This window comes from Bacillus sp. AFS017336 (genome assembly GCF_002555445.1).
GTDB lineage: Bacteria > Bacillota > Bacilli > Bacillales > Bacillaceae_G > Gottfriedia.
In genome coordinates this window covers 1-18,669 of sequence record NZ_NUCO01000040.1, presented here as the reverse complement: position 1 = coordinate 18,669, position 18,669 = coordinate 1, and the positions used below count along the sequence as shown (strand labels likewise).

Annotated in this window: 18 protein-coding genes, 1 tRNA gene, 1 other RNA gene and 1 other annotated feature; of the genes, 13 read left to right on the top strand and 7 right to left on the bottom strand. The window is 34.9% G+C overall.

The annotated features are described in order from the left end of the window. Window positions 1–20: 20 nt before the first annotated feature. The gene (locus CN601_RS21145) at window positions 21–980 is read right to left on the bottom strand and encodes a YaaC family protein (protein WP_098172257.1); all 960 of its coding nucleotides are present in this window, start codon (window positions 978–980) and stop codon (window positions 21–23) included. Window positions 981–1,096: 116 nt separating this feature from the next. On the opposite strand from CN601_RS21145, the gene guaB reads away from it, so the two are divergent. The 5 genes from guaB to serS all read left to right on the top strand — a co-directional run bounded on the left by guaB (window position 1,097) and on the right by serS (window position 7,239). Further along, window positions 1,097–2,560: an IMP dehydrogenase gene (gene guaB / locus CN601_RS21140; protein ID WP_098121379.1), complete on the top strand. Its 1,464-nt coding sequence runs from the start codon at window positions 1,097–1,099 to the stop codon at window positions 2,558–2,560. Window positions 2,561–2,670: 110 nt separating this feature from the next. Continuing rightward, on the top strand, window positions 2,671–4,005 hold the full coding sequence (locus CN601_RS21135; RefSeq protein WP_257131777.1) for a D-alanyl-D-alanine carboxypeptidase family protein: 1,335 nt from the start codon (window positions 2,671–2,673) through the stop codon (window positions 4,003–4,005). Window positions 4,006–4,137: 132 nt separating this feature from the next. Continuing rightward, on the top strand, window positions 4,138–5,022 hold the full coding sequence (gene pdxS, locus CN601_RS21130; protein WP_056471238.1) for a pyridoxal 5'-phosphate synthase lyase subunit PdxS: 885 nt from the start codon (window positions 4,138–4,140) through the stop codon (window positions 5,020–5,022). A 9-nt stretch (window positions 5,023–5,031) separates the two neighbouring features. After that, a complete protein-coding gene (gene pdxT / locus CN601_RS21125) occupies window positions 5,032–5,622 on the top strand; it encodes a pyridoxal 5'-phosphate synthase glutaminase subunit PdxT (RefSeq protein WP_098121378.1) in 591 nt (196 codons plus the stop codon). 50 nt (window positions 5,623–5,672) lie between these two features. After that, window positions 5,673–5,898: a binding site (T-box leader), on the top strand. Window positions 5,899–5,964: 66 nt separating this feature from the next. Then, the gene (gene serS, locus CN601_RS21120; protein WP_098121377.1) at window positions 5,965–7,239 is read left to right on the top strand and encodes a serine--tRNA ligase; all 1,275 of its coding nucleotides are present in this window, start codon (window positions 5,965–5,967) and stop codon (window positions 7,237–7,239) included. 49 nt (window positions 7,240–7,288) lie between these two features. On the opposite strand, the gene cstA is transcribed toward serS, so the two are convergent. The 3 genes from cstA to CN601_RS21105 form a co-directional block, all read right to left on the bottom strand. After that, complete coding sequence (cstA, locus tag CN601_RS21115) at window positions 7,289–9,049, bottom strand: carbon starvation protein CstA (protein WP_098172256.1); 1,761 nt, start codon at window positions 9,047–9,049, stop codon at window positions 7,289–7,291. 131 nt (window positions 9,050–9,180) lie between these two features. Continuing rightward, on the bottom strand, window positions 9,181–9,915 hold the full coding sequence (locus CN601_RS21110) for a LytR/AlgR family response regulator transcription factor (RefSeq protein ID WP_098172255.1): 735 nt from the start codon (window positions 9,913–9,915) through the stop codon (window positions 9,181–9,183). A 2-nt stretch (window positions 9,916–9,917) separates the two neighbouring features. Beyond that, window positions 9,918–11,669: a sensor histidine kinase gene (locus tag CN601_RS21105; protein WP_098172254.1), complete on the bottom strand. Its 1,752-nt coding sequence runs from the start codon at window positions 11,667–11,669 to the stop codon at window positions 9,918–9,920. Between the two features lie 214 nt (window positions 11,670–11,883). Here CN601_RS21105 and CN601_RS21100 point away from each other — a divergent pair. Then, window positions 11,884–11,976: transfer RNA gene (locus CN601_RS21100), tRNA-Ser, on the top strand. Between the two features lie 193 nt (window positions 11,977–12,169). On the opposite strand, the gene CN601_RS21095 is transcribed toward CN601_RS21100, so the two are convergent. The 3 genes from CN601_RS21095 to CN601_RS21085 form a co-directional block, all read right to left on the bottom strand. Continuing rightward, entirely contained in the window at window positions 12,170–12,847 is a 678-nt protein-coding gene (locus CN601_RS21095) for a deoxynucleoside kinase (RefSeq protein ID WP_098121373.1), read from the bottom strand. Further along, window positions 12,844–13,485: a deoxynucleoside kinase gene (locus CN601_RS21090; RefSeq protein ID WP_098121372.1), complete on the bottom strand. Its 642-nt coding sequence runs from the start codon at window positions 13,483–13,485 to the stop codon at window positions 12,844–12,846. The genes CN601_RS21095 and CN601_RS21090 overlap by 4 nt, the downstream gene beginning before the upstream one ends. Before the next feature lie 110 nt (window positions 13,486–13,595). Further along, window positions 13,596–14,186, bottom strand: a complete 591-nt coding sequence (locus CN601_RS21085) for a cysteine hydrolase family protein (RefSeq protein WP_098172253.1) — start codon at window positions 14,184–14,186, stop codon at window positions 13,596–13,598. Between the two features lie 82 nt (window positions 14,187–14,268). On the opposite strand from CN601_RS21085, the gene tadA reads away from it, so the two are divergent. The 7 genes from tadA (at window position 14,269) to CN601_RS21050 (ending at window position 18,487) form a co-directional block, all read left to right on the top strand. Next, window positions 14,269–14,742, top strand: a complete 474-nt coding sequence (tadA, locus tag CN601_RS21080) for a tRNA adenosine(34) deaminase TadA (RefSeq protein WP_098172252.1) — start codon at window positions 14,269–14,271, stop codon at window positions 14,740–14,742. An 83-nt stretch (window positions 14,743–14,825) separates the two neighbouring features. Next, window positions 14,826–15,090, top strand: an RNA gene (ffs, locus tag CN601_RS21075) — signal recognition particle sRNA large type. A 122-nt stretch (window positions 15,091–15,212) separates the two neighbouring features. Beyond that, the gene (gene dnaX / locus CN601_RS21070) at window positions 15,213–16,901 is read left to right on the top strand and encodes a DNA polymerase III subunit gamma/tau (protein WP_098172251.1); all 1,689 of its coding nucleotides are present in this window, start codon (window positions 15,213–15,215) and stop codon (window positions 16,899–16,901) included. 22 nt (window positions 16,902–16,923) lie between these two features. After that, window positions 16,924–17,250, top strand: coding sequence for a YbaB/EbfC family nucleoid-associated protein (locus CN601_RS21065; protein WP_098121368.1), 327 nt, complete (start codon window positions 16,924–16,926; stop codon window positions 17,248–17,250). A 12-nt stretch (window positions 17,251–17,262) separates the two neighbouring features. Next, window positions 17,263–17,859, top strand: coding sequence for a recombination mediator RecR (recR, locus tag CN601_RS21060; protein WP_098121367.1), 597 nt, complete (start codon window positions 17,263–17,265; stop codon window positions 17,857–17,859). A 23-nt stretch (window positions 17,860–17,882) separates the two neighbouring features. Continuing rightward, the gene (locus CN601_RS21055) at window positions 17,883–18,113 is read left to right on the top strand and encodes a YaaL family protein (protein ID WP_098121366.1); all 231 of its coding nucleotides are present in this window, start codon (window positions 17,883–17,885) and stop codon (window positions 18,111–18,113) included. Window positions 18,114–18,223: 110 nt separating this feature from the next. Next, window positions 18,224–18,487: a pro-sigmaK processing inhibitor BofA family protein gene (locus CN601_RS21050; protein ID WP_098121365.1), complete on the top strand. Its 264-nt coding sequence runs from the start codon at window positions 18,224–18,226 to the stop codon at window positions 18,485–18,487. Window positions 18,488–18,669 lie beyond the last annotated feature (182 nt).

Below are 18,669 nucleotides of genomic sequence, written 5' to 3'. Positions count from 1 at the left end.
TTAGGCTGATGTTTTTTTGTTTATGTAGTTAAAAATTGGTGGATTAAGTAAGGAATTTTTTGCTCAGTGGTCGCTAAAAATTGATGTATTAAAGGATAATCGTCAGTAGAATATGTTTGTAAAAGCTCACACCACCAATCAGTCTCATAGCGACAGATCATACTTAAATTATAAAGAAGTAAATAATGGTAAAGAATTTCAGGTAATAATAAAAGCGCTTCCTTTTGAGATTTTAAGAAATAACTTTGGTTTAGTATATTAAAATAAAATGGTGCTTTGTTTAAAATTTTATCAGTAAAATTTGATTTAATTTTAATTTGCTTTTGATTCTGTTCAACAATTACAATATCTAATGAAGCATGTTTTGATTTTAAAAATGAAATAAAACGCTCTGAAGTAAAATGATACGATGATAAAATTTGCTCTGGTATAGTGATTTCATCATGATCCACTGTAATTGGCAGAAATAAATTACCCTTTTTAGTGATTTTGAGAATTTTGGCTAATTCTGGTATAGATTGTAAAAGCTGCAGCATCGTAAATTTTTCGCTTTCCAAATTGCTTATATTAAATAAAGCTTTTGAAGCATGAGTGAACAGTCCATTTTTTTGAATCTTAACTTCATCATCAATAAAAGAATACCCTAGCTTTTTTATTTTTCTTGAAGTTACACCATGAGCTAAAATTGCGGTCGTACTTGGATATTCTGGATCTACTGTTAGTACACAAGCCTTTAATAGTTGTACAAGCCCATAAAATAACAAGGTAGGCTTTACATTAATTTGAGAGTTTTGAGCTGCATGAAAATAGCTTTTCCCATGCTCAATATAATACAAAAAAGGGTAAGCATTATGAAAGGCTTTAGTTTTTTGATCTTTGAAATTAGTTCGTTCATACTTTGCCTGAAGATAGTTTTTCGAATATTGTACTGAGCTAAAGTAACATAGCTCATCCCATACATTACTATACGAATATAACATAAGAGAGGAACTCCTTATTAACTGAATATTTAAACATAATTTGACTTCCTTGACAGTGTTTTATCCTATTGTTAATCTACTAATAATATTTATACGTGTATTAGGGGGGCTTTTTTATGTGGGAATCAAAATTCGTAAAAGAAGGACTTACTTTTGATGATGTTTTATTAGTTCCAGCGAAATCTGAAGTACTTCCAAATCAAGTTGATGTAAGTGTAAGATTAACGGAAAAAATTCAATTGAATATTCCATTAATCAGTGCAGGAATGGATACAGTTACAGAAGCAGAAATGGCTATTGCAATGGCTAGACAAGGTGGACTAGGTATTATTCACAAAAATATGTCTATCGAAGAGCAAGCTGAGCAAGTAGATAAAGTAAAGCGTTCTGAAAGTGGCGTAATTGATGATCCATTTTTCTTAACACCATCTCATAAAGTAGCAGACGCTGAATATTTAATGGGTAAATACCGTATTTCAGGTGTACCTATCGTAGATGATACAGAAAATAGAAAGTTAGTCGGTATATTAACAAATCGTGATTTACGTTTTATTCAAGATTACTCAATTGTTATTTCAGACGTTATGACAAAAGAAAATCTTGTAACAGCTCCTGTTGGGACAACACTTGCAGAAGCAGAACAAATTCTTCAAAAACATAAAATTGAAAAGTTACCCCTAGTTAATGATGATGGCACATTAAAAGGCCTAATCACAATTAAGGACATTGAGAAAGTAATTGAGTTTCCAAACTCAGCAAAAGATCAACAAGGTCGCTTACTTGTAGGTGCAGCAGTAGGAGTTACAAAAGATGCTATTCAACGAGTTGAGTTTTTAGTAAAAGCTAATGTTGATGTGATCGTAATTGATACAGCTCATGGTCATTCTAAGGGTGTTATTGAGAAAGTAAAAGAGATTAGAAGCAAGTTCCCAGAATTAGCAATAATCGCTGGAAATGTAGCAACTGGTGAAGCTACTAAGGAACTTATTGAAGCCGGTGCAGATATTGTAAAAGTTGGTATTGGACCTGGTTCAATCTGTACTACTCGTGTTGTAGCTGGAGTAGGTGTTCCTCAACTAACTGCAGTTTATGATTGTGCTTCTGTTGCTAGAGAATATGGAGTACCTATAATCGCAGATGGCGGTATTAAGTATTCTGGAGATATCGTAAAAGCTCTTGCAGCTGGTGGACATGTGGTTATGTTAGGAAGTATGTTTGCCGGTGTACAAGAAAGTCCTGGTGAAACAGAAATCTACCAAGGAAGACAATTTAAAGTATACCGTGGTATGGGTTCTGTAGGCGCAATGGAAAGAGGAAGTAAAGATCGTTATTTCCAAGAAGGTAATAAAAAACTAGTTCCTGAAGGTATTGAAGGTCGTGTTCCTTATAAAGGACCATTAGCTGACACTGTACACCAATTAATCGGTGGAATTAGATCTGGTATGGGTTACTGCGGTACAGCTACATTAAATGACTTGAGGGATAACGCACAGTTTATTCGTATGTCTGGTGCTGGATTACGCGAAAGTCATCCACATGACGTTCAAATAACAAAAGAAGCACCAAATTACTCATTATAATAATTAAAGCAATGAAACTTAGGGCAATTACAAGAAATTGTAGTTGCCTATTTTTTGGGAAATAATTGTGTTAAAATGAACAAGTTAAATTAAAGGTTGGAGGTAAGACAGTGTTTGGAAAGAATATACTAACGAAACTAATAGTAATAGCTTTAGCGATAACTATAATCATTCCTATGAATTTAAAGCCTGCTGCTGCTGCTGAAGATGTTTTAGGCATTCAAGCTAAGGCTGCGATTTTAGTCGATGCAAATTCAGGGAAAATATTATATGAAAAAAATTCAAATGCTCCACTACCGATTGCAAGTATGTCAAAAATGATGACTGAATATCTGGTTAATGAAGCGATTAAAAATGGTAAAATTTCGTGGGATGAGAAAGTAACAGTTTCTGAATATGCCCATAAAATCTCTCAAAATACAGGATTATCAAACGTGCCTCTTGAATTGGGTGGACAGTATACAGTACGTGAACTTTACGAAGCAGCTGCTATTTACTCTGCAAACGGTGCGACAATTGCACTAGCAGAAAAAATTGGTGGGTCTGAGAAAAACTTCGTACAATTAATGAACGATAAAGCAAAACAACTAGGCTTAGGAGACGTTAAATTCGTTAATGCTACTGGTTTAGTTAATAAAGACTTACAAGGTATGCAACCAGAAGGAACTTCCCTAACTGATGAAAATATTATGTCAGCGAACGGTGTAGCAAAATTAGCTTATAATCTAATTAAAACTTATCCAGAAGTACTTCAAACTTCTTCAATTCCAAAGAAAACATTCCAAGAAGGTGGAAAGTATCCAGTAAAAATGGATAACTGGAACTGGATGTTACCAGGATTAGTGTTTGCTTACCCAGGTATGGATGGATTAAAAACAGGTTCTACAGATTCAGCTGGTTTCTGTTTCGCTGGAACTGCAAAAAGAAATGGTCAACGTTATATTACTGTTGTAATGGGAGCTAATTCATACAACTCTCGATTTAGTGAAACTGCTAAATTAATGGATTACGCGTTCGGTAACTTTGAAAAGACTACAATTGTTTCAAAAGGACAAACAATAAAAGGTAATAAAACTGTTAAAGTAACTAAAGGTAAAGATAAAGAAGTAAAAGTAGTAGCAAAAGATGATATTACTTTAGCTATAAAACGTGGTGAAGCTAAAAACTATAAAGCCACTATCCAATTATCTGGTAAGGCAATTGATAAAAATGGAAATATTATTGCTCCAATTAAAAAAGGAACAGAAGTTGGACAAATCGTAATTAAATCTTCAAAAGGTGATGACCTAGGTTATATCACTTCAAAAAATAAGTCATTTGATTTAGTAGCAGATAAGAGTGTTGATAAGGCTAACTGGTTAGTTCTATCCTTTAGAGGAATTGGATCATTTTTCGGTAATTTATGGGATAGTATCGTAGGCGGTATCAGTGGTTTATTTAAATAATTTTTATATTAGTATATCAGTAATTGTTAAGTTGTCATTTTTTCAGTAAAATAAAAGTAAGGTAACTTTAACTAGGGGTAAAGAAATACTAAAATGTTACCAAGTAAGCTTTAATAATGGAGGGGCAAAACAATGAATTTAACAGGAACAGAACGTGTAAAACGCGGCATGGCAGAAATGCAAAAAGGCGGCGTAATTATGGATGTAGTAAATGCTGAACAAGCTAAAATAGCGGAAGCTGCTGGTGCAGTAGCAGTAATGGCATTAGAAAAAGTACCATCTGATATTCGTGCAGCTGGTGGAGTAGCTCGTATGGCTGATACAAGTATTACTGAGGAAATTCTTAACGCAGTTAGTATTCCTGTAATGGCTAAAGCTCGTATTGGACATATCGTTGAAGCACGCGTTTTAGAAGCTATGGGAGTAGATTACATCGATGAGAGTGAAGTATTATCTCCTGCAGATGATATCTTCCACATTAACAAATCAGATTACACTGTTCCATTCGTTTGTGGTTGCCGTAACTTAGGTGAAGCACTTCGTCGTATTGGTGAAGGTGCGTCTATGTTACGTACTAAAGGTGAGCCTGGTACTGGAAACATCGTAGAAGCAGTACGTCACTTACGCCAAATTAATGGTGAAATCCGTAAAGTAGTTGGTTTATCTCGTGATGAATTAATGGTTGAAGCTAAAAACCTTGGCGCTCCATTCGAATTATTACTTCAAATTAAAGAACTTGGTCGTTTACCTGTTGTTAACTTTGCAGCTGGTGGAGTAGCAACACCTGCGGACGCAGCTTTAATGATGGAATTAGGAGCTGACGGAGTATTCGTAGGTTCTGGTATCTTTAAATCTGAAAACCCTGAGAAATTTGCTCGTGCGATTGTACAAGCTACTACTCACTATCAAGATTATGAATTAATCGCTAACCTTTCTAAAAACTTAGGACCTGCTATGAAAGGTATCGACATGAGACAACTTGCTGCTGCTGATCGTATGCAAGATCGTAGCATTTAAGTTGGTGAAATTATGAAAATAGGTGTATTAGCGTTACAAGGTGCAGTTCAAGAACATATAAATGCAATTAAAGCATGTGGTGCTGAAGCTGTTATCGTGAAACGTGTAGAACATTTAGATGGACTTGATGGTATTGTATTACCTGGTGGAGAAAGTACTGCGATGCGTAGATTACTTGACCATGTTGGATTATTACAACCTTTAAAAGAGAAAATCGAAAATGGTTTACCAGCATTCGGTACATGTGCGGGCATGATCTTACTTTCGAAAGAGATTGCAAATGATGACACGGTACATCTAGGTGTTATGGATATGGTAGCTGAACGTAATGCTTTCGGTAGACAAGTGGATAGCTTTGAAGTAAACATCCCAATTAAAGGTGTATGTGAAGATTATCCAGCTGTATTTATCAGAGCTCCATTTATACGCTCCGTATCAGGTGATGCAGAGGTTATTGCAGAGCATGATGGTAATATTGTAGCAGTTAGACAAAATCACATGTTAGCAGCATCTTTCCATCCAGAATTAACAAATGATTACCGTTTTATGAGTTACTTTGCAGAGATGGTTAAGGAAAAAAATGCAAATTTAAGTATGTAACTATTGAAAAAAGTAAAAGCTTATAGTAAATTATAATATAATTTAAATTGTCTAAAGCGATGAAAGAAAATAGTAGCAAGTTCTAAATTTTTAGAGAGTCGGTGGCTGGTGTAAACCGATAATGAAGACTTGTGAATCCATTCTTGAGCGAGTTACGGAATGCTTTATAGCTAGTAAGTAACTCCGGTACTATAGTCCGTTAACTATACTAAGGTGGAAGGATTATTTATTAATTCTTCAATTAGGGTGGCAACGCGGGTAGCTCTCGTCCCTTTTATGGGATGAGGGCTTTTTTGTATTTATTTTTATCCTTTAGGCAATTAAGAATAGGAGGAATTGAATATGTTAGATATTAAATTATTACGTAGCAATTTTGAAGACGTTAAAGCCAAGCTTCAGTTACGTGGTGGAGATATAAGTTATATCGAAAAATTTGAAGACTTAGATCTAAACCGCAGAGAATTACTTGTTCAGGTGGAAGGGTTAAAAAGCCGTCGTAATGAAGTAAGCCAAGAAATTAGTGTATTAAAGCGTGAGAAGAAGGACGCTGAAGCGCTAATTGTTGAAATGAGAGAAGTTGGAGATAAAATTAAAGTTCTTGATGAAGAGATTAGAACATTAGAAGAGCAATTAGATGCAATTCTATTTACGATTCCTAACTTAGTTAGTGATTCAGTGCCAGTTGGATTAACTGAAGACGATAATGTTGAAATTCGTAGAATAGGTGAAGTTCGTAAATTTGAATTCGAGCCAAAGGCACACTGGGATTTAGGTGTTGATCTAGATATTTTAGATTTCGAACGTGGTGCTAAAGTTACTGGTAGCCGATTTACTTTTTATAAAGGCTTAGGAGCTAGACTTGAACGTGCTCTGATCAGTTTCATGTTAGACCTTCATATCGAAGAACATGGTTATACAGAAATGTTACCACCTCAACTAGTAAATCGTGCAAGCATGATTGGTACAGGACAGTTACCGAAATTTGAAGAAGATGCATTCCGTGTCGAGAAAGAAGACTTCTTCTTAGTGCCAACAGCAGAAGTACCAGTAACAAACTATCACCGTGATGAAATTCTTGATGCAACGCAATTACCAATCGCTTATACAGCATACAGTGCTTGCTTCCGTTCAGAGGCTGGTTCTGCTGGACGAGACACAAGAGGTTTAATTCGTCAGCACCAGTTTAATAAAGTTGAACTAGTTCGCTTTGTAAAACCTGAAGATTCTTATATTGAGTTAGAAAAATTAACATCTCAAGCTGAAAAAGTTCTTCAACTATTGGGATTACCATATCGTGTAATTACTTTATGTGCTGGGGATATCGGATTTTCTTCTGCAAAAACTTATGATATTGAAGTTTGGTTACCAAGCTATGATGCATACAAAGAAATTTCTTCTTGCAGTAACTTTGAAGCATTCCAAGCAAGACGAGCTAATATTCGTTTCCGACGTGATCCAAAAGGAAAACCTGAATTTGTTCATACATTAAATGGATCTGGACTGGCGATTGGCCGTACGGTTTCTGCTATCTTAGAAAACTACCAACAAGAAGACGGTTCAATCATTATTCCTGAAGTTCTTCGTCCATATATGGGTGGAAAAGAAGTTATTAAATAATTGAAAAAGCAGATGATGTGAAGGAATCTCACTCATCTGCTTTTTTTATTTAGACAGTTTTTAAGTCTATTTCATAATTAGGTGTAGTCCATAATTCCATCCATTTTTTAATAGCGGTTATTAATATAATCACTCCTAAAATCAACATTATAATTGATAAGACTCCATTTAAAACACTATAACCCGCCGCATTATGATTTAAATAGACGTTTTTGATCATCCAGTACCCTGCATAATTTACAGTGACAAATAGATATGCAAGAGGGATTAGACATGTAAGCATATACCAACGCTTATCTGCAATTTTTAAAAGAACGGTTGCTCCAATAATTAAACCAATAGAGGCCATTAATTGATTAGATACTCCGAATAATGCCCAAATTGATCCTATGTCACCTGAGAATAATAAATATCCCCACATGAGGCATGCTAGTGCACTTGCGAAAACTGAACCTGGAAGCCAATCTGTTTTCTTTAATGGTTTATAAAATTCACCGAAGAAGTCTTGAATTAAATAGCGTGCTACACGTGTTCCAGCATCGATTGCTGTTAAAATAAATACAGCCTCGAACATAACAACAAACTGGAAAAAATAAGAAGCTAGGTGACTAAACCATGGAATGGATGTGAATATATAGGTCATACCAACGGCTAGAGTAACTGCTCCACCAGTACGGCCTTCTAGACCCAATCCAATCTCTTTACTGAGCTCCGGTAGATGAACAACATTCATTCCTAAAGTTTTAAAAACTTCCGGAGTAGAGTTGATGGCAAAATAATCCGCTGGCTGTAGTGCAGTAGCGGCAATTAAGGCCATAATCCCAACCAAGCATTCAACTAGCATAGCACCAAACCCTACAATTTTTATATCATTCCATCGGTCTAGCATCTTAGGCGTAGTACCGGAACCTACGAATGCATGGAACCCTGATATTGCTCCACATGCAATTGTAATCGAAATGAATGGCCAAACTGGACCAGCTAACACAGGTCCACCACCGTTAACAAATTTCGTCACAGTTGGAAATTGAATAGAAGGATTAATTATGAAAACCCCAATGATTAAAGCGATGAAAACACCGATTTTCATAAAACTACTTAAATAATCACGTGGTGCTAATAAGAGCCAAACTGGCAATGCTGCTGCAAAAAAGGCATAGATCGGTAAAATAATAGCTAATGTACTAGTATCAAATGTTAAAAAATCACCAATAGCAGTTTCTTGAATTGTCGGTCCCATAAAGACACCAATCATTAATAAGATAAATCCTACGCTTGAAGCTAATTTTAAATTGCCGGTTTTTTTATAGAATAGTCCTACGCCCATAGCAATAGGTATTGTAATCCCGACTGCAAAGGTTCCCCAAGGATTGTTTTCTAGTGCATGCAATACAACCATTGAAAGGCCAGCCATCGTAATCGTAATAATAAAAAGCATAGCCAGTCCAGTACAGAAACCTGCAACGGGTCCGAGTTCATCTTTCGCTACTTCTGATAATGACTTTCCTTTCTTTCTCATTGAAGCATACAAGACTACAGCATCGTGGACGGCTCCTCCAATTACAGCACCAATTAAAAGCCATAACAAGCCTGGAAGATAGCCAAATTGAGCGGCTAATATAGGTCCTACCAAAGGCCCTGCCGCGGCAATTGCTGCAAAGTGATGGCCAAAGGTAACCCATTTATTAGTGGGAACATAGTCCTTACCGTCATTTAATTTAAGTACCTTTACAGCCATGAATGTTCCATAAAGACGATAGGCAATCATTAAAATACACATAGAAGCAATAACTATTGTAACCGCGTTCATTTTTAAAATTAACCTCCCCTGTTTTCTTCTTTAAAACAATACTACTTTATGAAAACCGAAATATTGAATTTTCAATTTAATTTGCAGAAAAAACAGGTTGAGTAACATAAAAAGATAAATGAAATACAAGCTTATAAATCAAAAAGTTGTTTCAGTTCTTTTGTATATGTACGACTAACTGGCACTTTTTCACCGTCGTACATAATTAAATTATATGTTGAATTAAACCAAGGTTGGATTTCATTAATCTTATTCACATTCACAATATAACTCCGATGTACTCTAATGAAGGATATGTTTTGGAGTTTTCGCTCTAAATTTATTAAAGTCTCATTTAATTGATACGTCATTTTATCTGTTACGACAGTTGTTTTGCCTTCTTGAGTAAATAGATAAATAATTTCTTCAAAGTTAAGTAAAAGAATCCGCTCGTCTACCGCAATGGCTAATTTATCTTGCCTTAAAAGTGGAGTGTTCGTTCTCGTATTAGTTTTCGTATTTTTTAGATTCATTTTTGCAATTTTTTCAATAGTCTTTTGAATTCTTGACTCATCGAATGGTTTTAAAATATAATCAACAGCTTGTAACTCGAATGCATGTAAAGCATATTCGTCAAAAGCCGTTGCAAACACGACTGCAGGATGGTGACTAAGATTCTGTAATTTACGAGCTAAATCTAAACCACTTTCATCTGCTAGCTGAATATCTAAAAATATAACATCAACCTCATACGATTGAATGAAATTCATTGAACTTTTGATAGAATCTGCTTCACCAATAATCTCGACTTCCTTGCTTCTTTTTAATAAATAAGCTAATTCATCTCTCGCCAACGGTTCGTCATCAACAATTAGTGCTTTCAACATGATTAACCCTCCATTCCTGCTTTACTTAAGGGGATCTTAATTGATACTTTCGTTCCCTTACCGAGCTCCGATTGGATTTGAAAGTGTTCTTTTTCCCCATAAATTTCATCAATTCGTTTTTTGATATTCCATAATGCAGTTCCAGTTCCTTCTTTGGACTGTATTGTTTCGTTTCCGATTGTAGTTAGTAGCTGTGGGGTGATTCCTCTGCCGTTATCTTCAGTAATGAGAAATATTTCATTGCTGTATTCGTATGCTTGTACAATTACCGTTAATTGTTTCTCTCTTGTAAATGCATGGCGAATTGCATTCTCTATAAGTGGCTGAAGTGTAAATGGTGGAATTTGAGCTAACTTTAAATGCGGTTCTATTTGAAATTCAACAGCGAATTTATTAGGAAACCTTGTTTGTTCAATCGTTAAATACGCTTCTACATGCTCTAATTCTTTTTCTAAGGTGACTAATGTTTCCCTTGCCCCTTGTAAGTTATTTCGAAAAAATGTACTTAAATGAATTAATAATTTTCGAGCCTTGTCAGCATCAGTTCTAATTAGGCTTGAAATTGTATTCAAGGAGTTGAACAAAAAGTGTGGGTGGATCTGCGCTTGCAATGCCTTTATTTCAGCATCTTTTACAAGTTTTCGCTGAAACTCTGCTTCTGCTAATTCTAGTTGAGTAGAAAAAAGTTTAGATAATCCATCAGCTAGCTCTTTTTCCACTGTGCCTAACTTATTTGAATCTGTGTAATATAACTTTAAGGAACCAACTGTTTTATTTAATGCTTTTAACGGAAGGACAATAGCTGCTCTTAATGGGCAATCACTATGGGAGCATTGAATCTCATCCTTCGAAGTAGCAGTGATAATTTTACCATCCTCTAAAACATTCTTTGTCAGTTTTGTAGCCAGACTATGCATTGGTTCATGATGATCCGAACCTGCACCGACATGGGCGAGCACCCTATAGTGATCGGTAATCGAAATTGCATCAGCTTTTGTTAGTTTATAAATAATGCTTGCTGCTTCACTACAAGAATGTGGAGTAAGACCTTGCCTAAAAAAAGGTAGAGTTTGCTGAGCGATATAAAGTGCTTTATTTGTTTGAAGTGCCCTCGTTTTTTCTTCTTCTTGTAAAATATTATGGATGATTAAAATAAAAATTAGTGTACCAAAGCCGTTGATTAGGATCATTGGAAGTGCAATAACTTCTACGAGGTGAAGAGCGGATCCGAATGGTTTTGCAATTAAAAGAATAATCCCCATTTGAACACATTCCATAATGATTCCAATTGATACGACAATCCAAGGTGATTTATTTCTTTGTATACCGAATTGATTTCTAAGCATTCCAGTAACAATTCCTGCGACTACTGTAGAAATAGCACAGGCATAAGCTGTAAAACCTCCCAGCGATAGACGATGTAGACCTGCGATTAAACCTACTCCGAAACCAACAAAAGGTCCGCCGAGTAATCCACCAATTGCTACACCCATAATTCTTGTATTTGCAATTGCATTATCGCTTGCTACACTAAAATGCCATGACAATGAATTAACAGATTCATTGTAAATGTGGACCCCGGTATAATTGCTAATTATACCGAAAGCACCAAATATAATGATTAAGATCATCTTTGCATTAAAGGAATGCTCATTTTGAATAATTTGCCGAAAGGACTTCATTCTTGAAAGTAGGAAGGCTAGTATAACTAAAATACCGACCCGTTCTAACATTAGAGGAATTAGTTCAAACATATCTTTCTCCTTAAATAGTTCATATGAAATTAATTTTAGTACCATTATAAATACTAATAAAATATCTGTATATTACTTCTGCTTATTAGGGTGCATATGCCATATCAATTGTGGCCATATTATAATTTGAAAGATGTTTTAAGTTTTTCAAAAAAAGTTTACAAGAATGCTTGACCATATATTTTCCATATGTTATTATAAATCTTGTCAATACGGAGTAATACCCAAGTCTGGCTGAAGGGATCGGTCTTGAAAACCGACAGGGGTGTAACAGCCCGCGGGGGTTCGAATCCCTCTTACTCCTCCATTTTTTAAAATTAACAGAGTGCATATATATTGGAGATTGTCAGCTCGTTACATTTATTGTAACGAGTTTTTCGTTTATTTACTTTGAAATTTAATCGAGAGAAACAAAAAAGCTGCGAATTAATGAATTCGCAGCTTTTACTTATATAGAATGGTCTTTCAAATTAGACTTGAAGTCTAAACAAAGCCATTCGTTATGATCTAGATTTCATATATTTTTGTGAATGACTTAGTACATTACCAATCTTCTTAATGATCTCTTCTACTGAAGATTCATTTTTAATTAAATCATATTCGCTAATACTTAAACGAAGTACAGGGCAAGCGTTAAAGTTATTAATCCAATTTTCATAACGGGAATTCATTTCTTTCCAATATTCTATTGGAGTTTGTTGCTCCATTGGACGTCCACGCTCTTTAATTCTCTCTACCACTTCATCAAAAGTTCCTTCTAAATAAATTAATAAATCAGGAGCTGGGAAGTATGGTGACATAACCATCGCGTCAAATAGACTAGTATATGTTTCGTAATCTACTTCGCTCATTGTTCCTTTTTCGTAATGCATCTTTGCAAAGATTCCAGTATCTTCGTAGATTGAACGATCTTGAATAAATCCACCACCGTATTCAAACATTCTTTTTTGTTCCTTGAATCTCTCTGCTAAGAAGTATATTTGTAAATGGAAGCTCCAACGAGCAAAATCTTGATAAAACTTATCTAAGTAGGGGTTTGTGTCTACCTTTTCAAATGAGGTACGAAAGTTTAAGGCATCTGCAAGTGCATTTGTCATTGTAGATTTTCCTACACCTACTGTTCCGGCAATTGTAATAACTGCATCATTTCGTATTCCGTATTTTTCACGCAAATTCATATACTTCTTAGCTCCTTTTGTAAGGTGTTTTCTAACGATTCAAGTATCATCGTCAAATCTCTTGGATTATTAACGAAGTCTATTTGATCACCATCAAATTTTAGTACGGGAATCTCAGGATGATTAGCTTGAAATTCATTTATGTGTATTTCATAATCCTCTATTAACTGAATTAAGTATTTGTCTTCGATTAATTGTTCAAATTCTCTACCTCGAAGTTCAATGCGCTTTTGCAGTGTCTCAAGACTGGCAGTTAAGTAAATAACGACATTCGGTTTTGGCATATCTTCAGTTAATATTTGATATATTTTTAAATATTTTTCGTGCTGCTGGTCTTTTAATGTTCTGCTAGCAAAAATTAAATTTTTAAGGATGTGGTAGTCTGCAACAACTGGAATCGATTTTTTAAGAAAAATTCGGTCTATATCTTCTAATTGCTTAAATCGATTACAAAGGAAAAACATTTCCGTTTGGAAACTCCACTCTTCAATGTCCGTATAAAACTTACCCAAAAAAGGATTTTCATCTACAATTTCTTTTAATAGTTCATAATGAAAATGCTCAGAGATCGCTTTGGATAGAGATGTTTTTCCGACACCTATAGGCCCTTCTACAGTTATAAAAGGTACATGTATCATCTCTTGTCCTCCTAACTAGTCAAATTCCGTATCATACTCAAAAAACATACAGAAACTATTTTAACATACTGAAGTCAGAGCGAATACCATTTTAAAAAATTTCCAATTAGCTACAATTTATTGTCCTTTAAATGATCCAGGACTCCTTCTATTTCCTGCGAAAGAATAATTGTGGCATTTAAAATGTCCTTCATCATGTAAATAGTAACCGATTCATCGTAATCAGTAACTGAGGAAATTGCATCTTGAGGTATAATTAAGTTATAATTCCGCATAAATGCGTCGTTAGCCGTAAAAAGTACACAACGATTACCAGCAACGCCTACAATAACTAAATGAGTGACTTTTAATTCATTTAGTAAATCTTCAAGTTTTGTTAAATAAAAGCCTGAATAGTTTGGTTTGAAGATGAAGTAATCTTCGTCACTTGGCTTTATATGACTTATTAGGTCGTAACTTAAAGGATTTATACAATACTTAATAAGCTTTTCAGGAGTAGGATTTTCGATTTTGTAATAGTCATTAACATATACAATAGGAAGTTTTTTATTTTTAAAAAGTTCTCTTAAGTAATTGATCTTTGGGATCATATGTAACGATTTTTCTAAAAGGATACTTCCGTGTTTAAAAGTAAATGAGTTGATTAAATCGACAATTAATAGTGCAGGTAGTTGTTTGTTTTTTTGATTTGAAGAATTCAATCGACTTCACTCCAATCTATAATTAGTTTATCTACTCGCATAAAGAATATTTGTTACATAGAGAAATAAAGAGGTGTAAAGTTTGAATAAAGATGAGTTTTATATGAAGTTAGCTATAGATGAAGCGTTAAAAGCAGAGCAATTAGGTGAAGTACCTATTGGCGCAGTATTGGTTCATAATGATCAGGTTATTGCAAGAGGATATAATTTACGTGAAACGAAACAAACCGCTTTAGGTCATGCAGAAATAAGCGCAATTGAGGAAGCGTGTAAAGTAATTGAATCTTGGAGATTAGAGGAAACGATCCTTTATGTAACGTTGGAGCCATGTCCAATGTGCGCAGGAGCTATTATTCAATCTAGGATTCCGAGAGTAGTTTATGGTGCGAGAGATCCAAAGGCAGGGTGTGGAGGATCAATTTATAATCTTTTACAAGAGGATCGATTTAATCATCGTTGTGAAGTCGTTTCAGGAATATTAGAAGAAGAATGTGGAAAATTATTAACGGATTTCTTTAGGGAACTGCGTTTGAGAAAGAAAAATTTGCCTTCCTGAGGACAAGGATTGATTTTTTATTTAGGTTCGTATATACTTTAACTACCGCTTCAAACAGCGGTTTAAATTAGGTTGTAACTTTGCCGTGCTAGGTGGGGAGGTAGCGGTGCCCTGTACTCGCAATCCGCTCTAGCGAGACTGAATTCCACTCCGAGGTGTATCTATTTTAGGGTCTGCCTTAAATAAGTGGTGTTGACGTCTGGGTCCTACGCAACGAGAACTCATGAACCTTGTCAGGTCCGGAAGGAAGCAGCAATAAGTGAGCCATCTCGTGTGCCGTAGGGGTGCCTGGGCCGAGCTAACTGTTTAAGTAACGCCTGGGGTAGTGCATCGAAGAGTGGTGCACGGCAGTAACTTTATAAAAACTCACTCAATACTTGAGTGAGTTTTTTTGTTTTCTTTAAAATATTTTCCATCAAATCATTACATAGGGTATAATAATGATGACTTTGTAAGAAGGAGGAAACCAATTGACTTATCAGGCATTATATCGTTTGTGGAGACCGCAACAATTCAAAGATGTTGTGGGGCAAGACCATATTATACGAACGTTACAAAACTCCCTTCTTCAGCAAAAAGTGTCTCATGCTTATCTGTTTACTGGTCCTCGTGGAACGGGTAAAACAAGTACGGCTAAAATTTTTGCAAAAGCTTTAAATTGTGAACACGCTCCTACTAATGAACCTTGTAATGAGTGTGCTATTTGTAAAGGAATTACTGATGGATCAATTTCAGATGTAATTGAAATCGATGCTGCATCAAATAATGGTGTAGATGAAATACGTGATATTCGAGAGAAAGTAAAATATGCTCCTTCTGTAGGGAAATTTAAAGTGTACATAATAGATGAGGTCCATATGTTATCCATAGGGGCTTTCAATGCATTATTAAAAACATTAGAAGAGCCTCCGAGTCACGTTATTTTTATATTGGCTACTACTGAACCACATAAAATACCTTTGACAATTCTTTCGAGATGTCAACGTTTTGATTTTCATAAGATAAGCGCACAAACGATTTCGGAGAGACTAACTGTTGTACTGAATCATCAGCAAACAGTGATCGATCCGGAAGCCTTAATGATGTTATCGCGTGCAGCGGAAGGCGGAATGAGGGATGCACTTAGTATTCTGGACCAAGCTATATCGTATAGCGATGAATCGATATCGTTAAATGATGTTTTAGCTGTAACTGGCACAGTGGCTCAGGAACGTTTATTATCCGTTGTTTCAGCAATAATAGAAGGTAATGTTTCAGTTTGTTTGACAAATATCGAAGAGTTATTAAATCAAGGGAAAGACCCGGTTCGGTTTATTGAAGATTTAACAGTTTATTATCGAGATATTCTATTATATAGGCACTCACCAAATACTGTAGAGTTACTTGAGAGAGCAACAGTGAGTGAGCAATTTAAAGAGATTTGTGATGCATATAATGATGAATTGATCTATCAAATTATTGCTTCACTTAGTAAAAGTCAGCAAGAAATGAAGTGGACTAATCATCCGAGAGTTTTACTTGAAGTGGCTATTGTGCAGCTTTGTCAAAAAGCTTCTGTCAGCAGTATTGGAAAAAAACAAGATGAGCTGACGCCTTTAATTAATAAAATCAATGCCCTTGAAAAAGAAGTAAAATACTTAAAAGAAAATGGGATTACAGTTAGTGGGGCAGGTGAGCCTTCAGCTAATGCAAGACCAAAATCAACTGCTAGTCGTTCAAAAATACCTAGTAGCTTAGTACAAGGTGTATTAAGAGCGGCTTCTAAACCAGAAAAAAATAAAGTTTTGGCTATTTGGTCATCGCTGCAAGATCAATTAAGACAACAAAATAAAGTTTCCACTGCGACCTTAGTATCGTATGGTGAAGTTGTAGCTGCTTCTTCTGAACAATGTATTGTTGCTTTTAAATCAGAAACAATATGTGATTTAATTAATAATAATGGAGAGCAAGAACACTTAACTACAATTAACCAAACCTTATCTAGTATATTAGGTGCAGAAATGAGTATGTTAGCAATTCCCGAGGAAGATTGGAGATCGACTAGGGATTCATTTTTAAATACAACAAAACAACAAGAAACTCCTAAATCAGAAGTTTCGCCAATTGTACAAGAAGCAATAAATCTTGTTGGTGAAGATTTGGTAATTATTAAAGAATAACTATATATTGGAGGAAATGAAAATGATGCGTGGCGGAATGGGTAATATGAATAATATGATGAAACAAATGCAAAAAATGCAAAAACAAATGGAACAAGCTCAAAACGAATTAAATGAGCGTACATTTGTTGGGACTGCTGGTGGCGGAATGGTAACTGTTACAGCTAACGGATTAAAACAAATTGTAGAAGTGAATATTAAAGAAGAAGTAGTAGATCCAGAAGATATCGAAATGCTTCAAGATTTAGTTTTAGCTGCAACTAATGATGCTCTTAAACAAATTGAAGATGAAACGGCTAAAACGATGGGGCAATTTACTAAAGGAATGAATATTCCAGGATTATTTTAGAGGATAAGACAGATGCATTATCCTGAACCGATATCCAAATTAATAGATAGTTTTATGAAATTGCCAGGGGTTGGTCCCAAAACGGCCGTTCGTCTGGCGTTTTTTATGTTAGATATGAAACAAGATGACGTATTAGATTTTGCGAAATCTATGATTGATGCAAAAAGAAAGTTATTATATTGTTCCGAATGTGGCCATATTACTGACCAAGATCCTTGTTATATTTGTGGTGATCAGCATAGAGATCGCTCGACAATTTGTGTAGTTCAGGATACTAAGGATGTTATTGCCATGGAAAAGATGAGAGAATACCAAGGTTTATACCATGTACTTCATGGAGCGATTTCTCCTATGGAGGGAGTAGGACCAGAAGATATTAAGATCATGGAACTATTAAGCAGATTAAAAGATGATGTAGTTCAGGAAATTATTTTAGCTACCAACCCGAATATTGAGGGAGAAGCGACTGCTATGTATATTTCTAGGCTATTAAAATCTACGGGTATCAAAATTACTCGAATCGCACACGGTTTACCGGTAGGTGGAGACTTAGAATATGCAGATGAAGTTACACTCTCAAAAGCTCTAGAAGGTAGACGAGAAATTTAGAAATTGAATAATGGAGAGAGACCATGGGTTTTTTTCGTAAAAAAAACGGAAAGCTTCGAAAAGAATTTGATGAAAAGTTAGTAGATAAATTGCACAACTACAAAGACACTTATTTAAGTCAAGTGGAATTAATGGAAAGAAGTGTGGATCCTCCAGACGATCTATTAATCCATATTAAGATTTATCAGGCTAAATATTTCTTCTTATTAAAAGAAGCGAAGGCAAGAAATGTATTAATAACAAGAATGAAGTAGTTAAGAGAGGCTATTGTTAAACAATGGTCTCTTTTTTTTGTCATTGATTTTAGATTATGCTCATACAATTTTATTACAAGGTGTACAAGTTATATGAGGAGGAGTTTTTTGTGAACAGTATTATTATGATATCAGTTGGTTTATTTGTTATTTTATTTTTATTCTTAGTAGGACTACCAGTTAAAGCATTAAAAAAGATAAGCAAATATGTATTAAGAGGCATCGTGTGCGTCATGATCGTCTTTATTTTAAACTACGCATTAGCTACTAATAATTTTCATATTCCAATTAATTCAGTTACTTGTGCGTTCTTAAGTATTGTCGGTGTACCTGGTATTGTAGCTTTGAGTGTTATAGGTATTTATTTAGTTTAAAAAATATAGAAAAAAGTTTTAAAAAAAGTATTGACCATTTTTGAAGGGGATGTTATATTTATATACGTCGCTGATGGCGATAACAAAAAAAACAAAAAAACATTTGACAGATTTTGTCGATAATGTTAAACTAATTAAGTTGTTAAAAAACAACGGAATGATCTTTGAAAACTAAACAAAAC

Excerpts from the sequence above, each read along its gene's own strand:
- CN601_RS21110 (WP_098172255.1), bottom strand. The coding sequence starts at position 9,915 with ATGTTGAAAGCACTAATTGTTGATGACGAACCGTTGGCGAGAGATGAA.
- CN601_RS21105 (WP_098172254.1), bottom strand. The coding sequence starts at position 11,669 with ATGTTTGAACTAATTCCTCTAATGTTAGAACGGGTCGGTATTTTAGTT.
- CN601_RS21055 (WP_098121366.1), top strand. The coding sequence starts at position 17,883 with ATGGGTTTTTTTCGTAAAAAAAACGGAAAGCTTCGAAAAGAATTTGAT.
- CN601_RS21145 (WP_098172257.1), bottom strand. The coding sequence starts at position 980 with ATGTTATATTCGTATAGTAATGTATGGGATGAGCTATGTTACTTTAGC.
- CN601_RS21065 (WP_098121368.1), top strand. The coding sequence starts at position 16,924 with ATGATGCGTGGCGGAATGGGTAATATGAATAATATGATGAAACAAATG.
- guaB (WP_098121379.1), top strand. The coding sequence starts at position 1,097 with ATGTGGGAATCAAAATTCGTAAAAGAAGGACTTACTTTTGATGATGTT.
- recR (WP_098121367.1), top strand. The coding sequence starts at position 17,263 with ATGCATTATCCTGAACCGATATCCAAATTAATAGATAGTTTTATGAAA.
- CN601_RS21090 (WP_098121372.1), bottom strand. The coding sequence starts at position 13,485 with ATGATACATGTACCTTTTATAACTGTAGAAGGGCCTATAGGTGTCGGA.
- pdxS (WP_056471238.1), top strand. The coding sequence starts at position 4,138 with ATGAATTTAACAGGAACAGAACGTGTAAAACGCGGCATGGCAGAAATG.
- CN601_RS21095 (WP_098121373.1), bottom strand. The coding sequence starts at position 12,847 with ATGAATTTGCGTGAAAAATACGGAATACGAAATGATGCAGTTATTACA.
- serS (WP_098121377.1), top strand. The coding sequence starts at position 5,965 with ATGTTAGATATTAAATTATTACGTAGCAATTTTGAAGACGTTAAAGCC.
- cstA (WP_098172256.1), bottom strand. The coding sequence starts at position 9,049 with ATGAACGCGGTTACAATAGTTATTGCTTCTATGTGTATTTTAATGATT.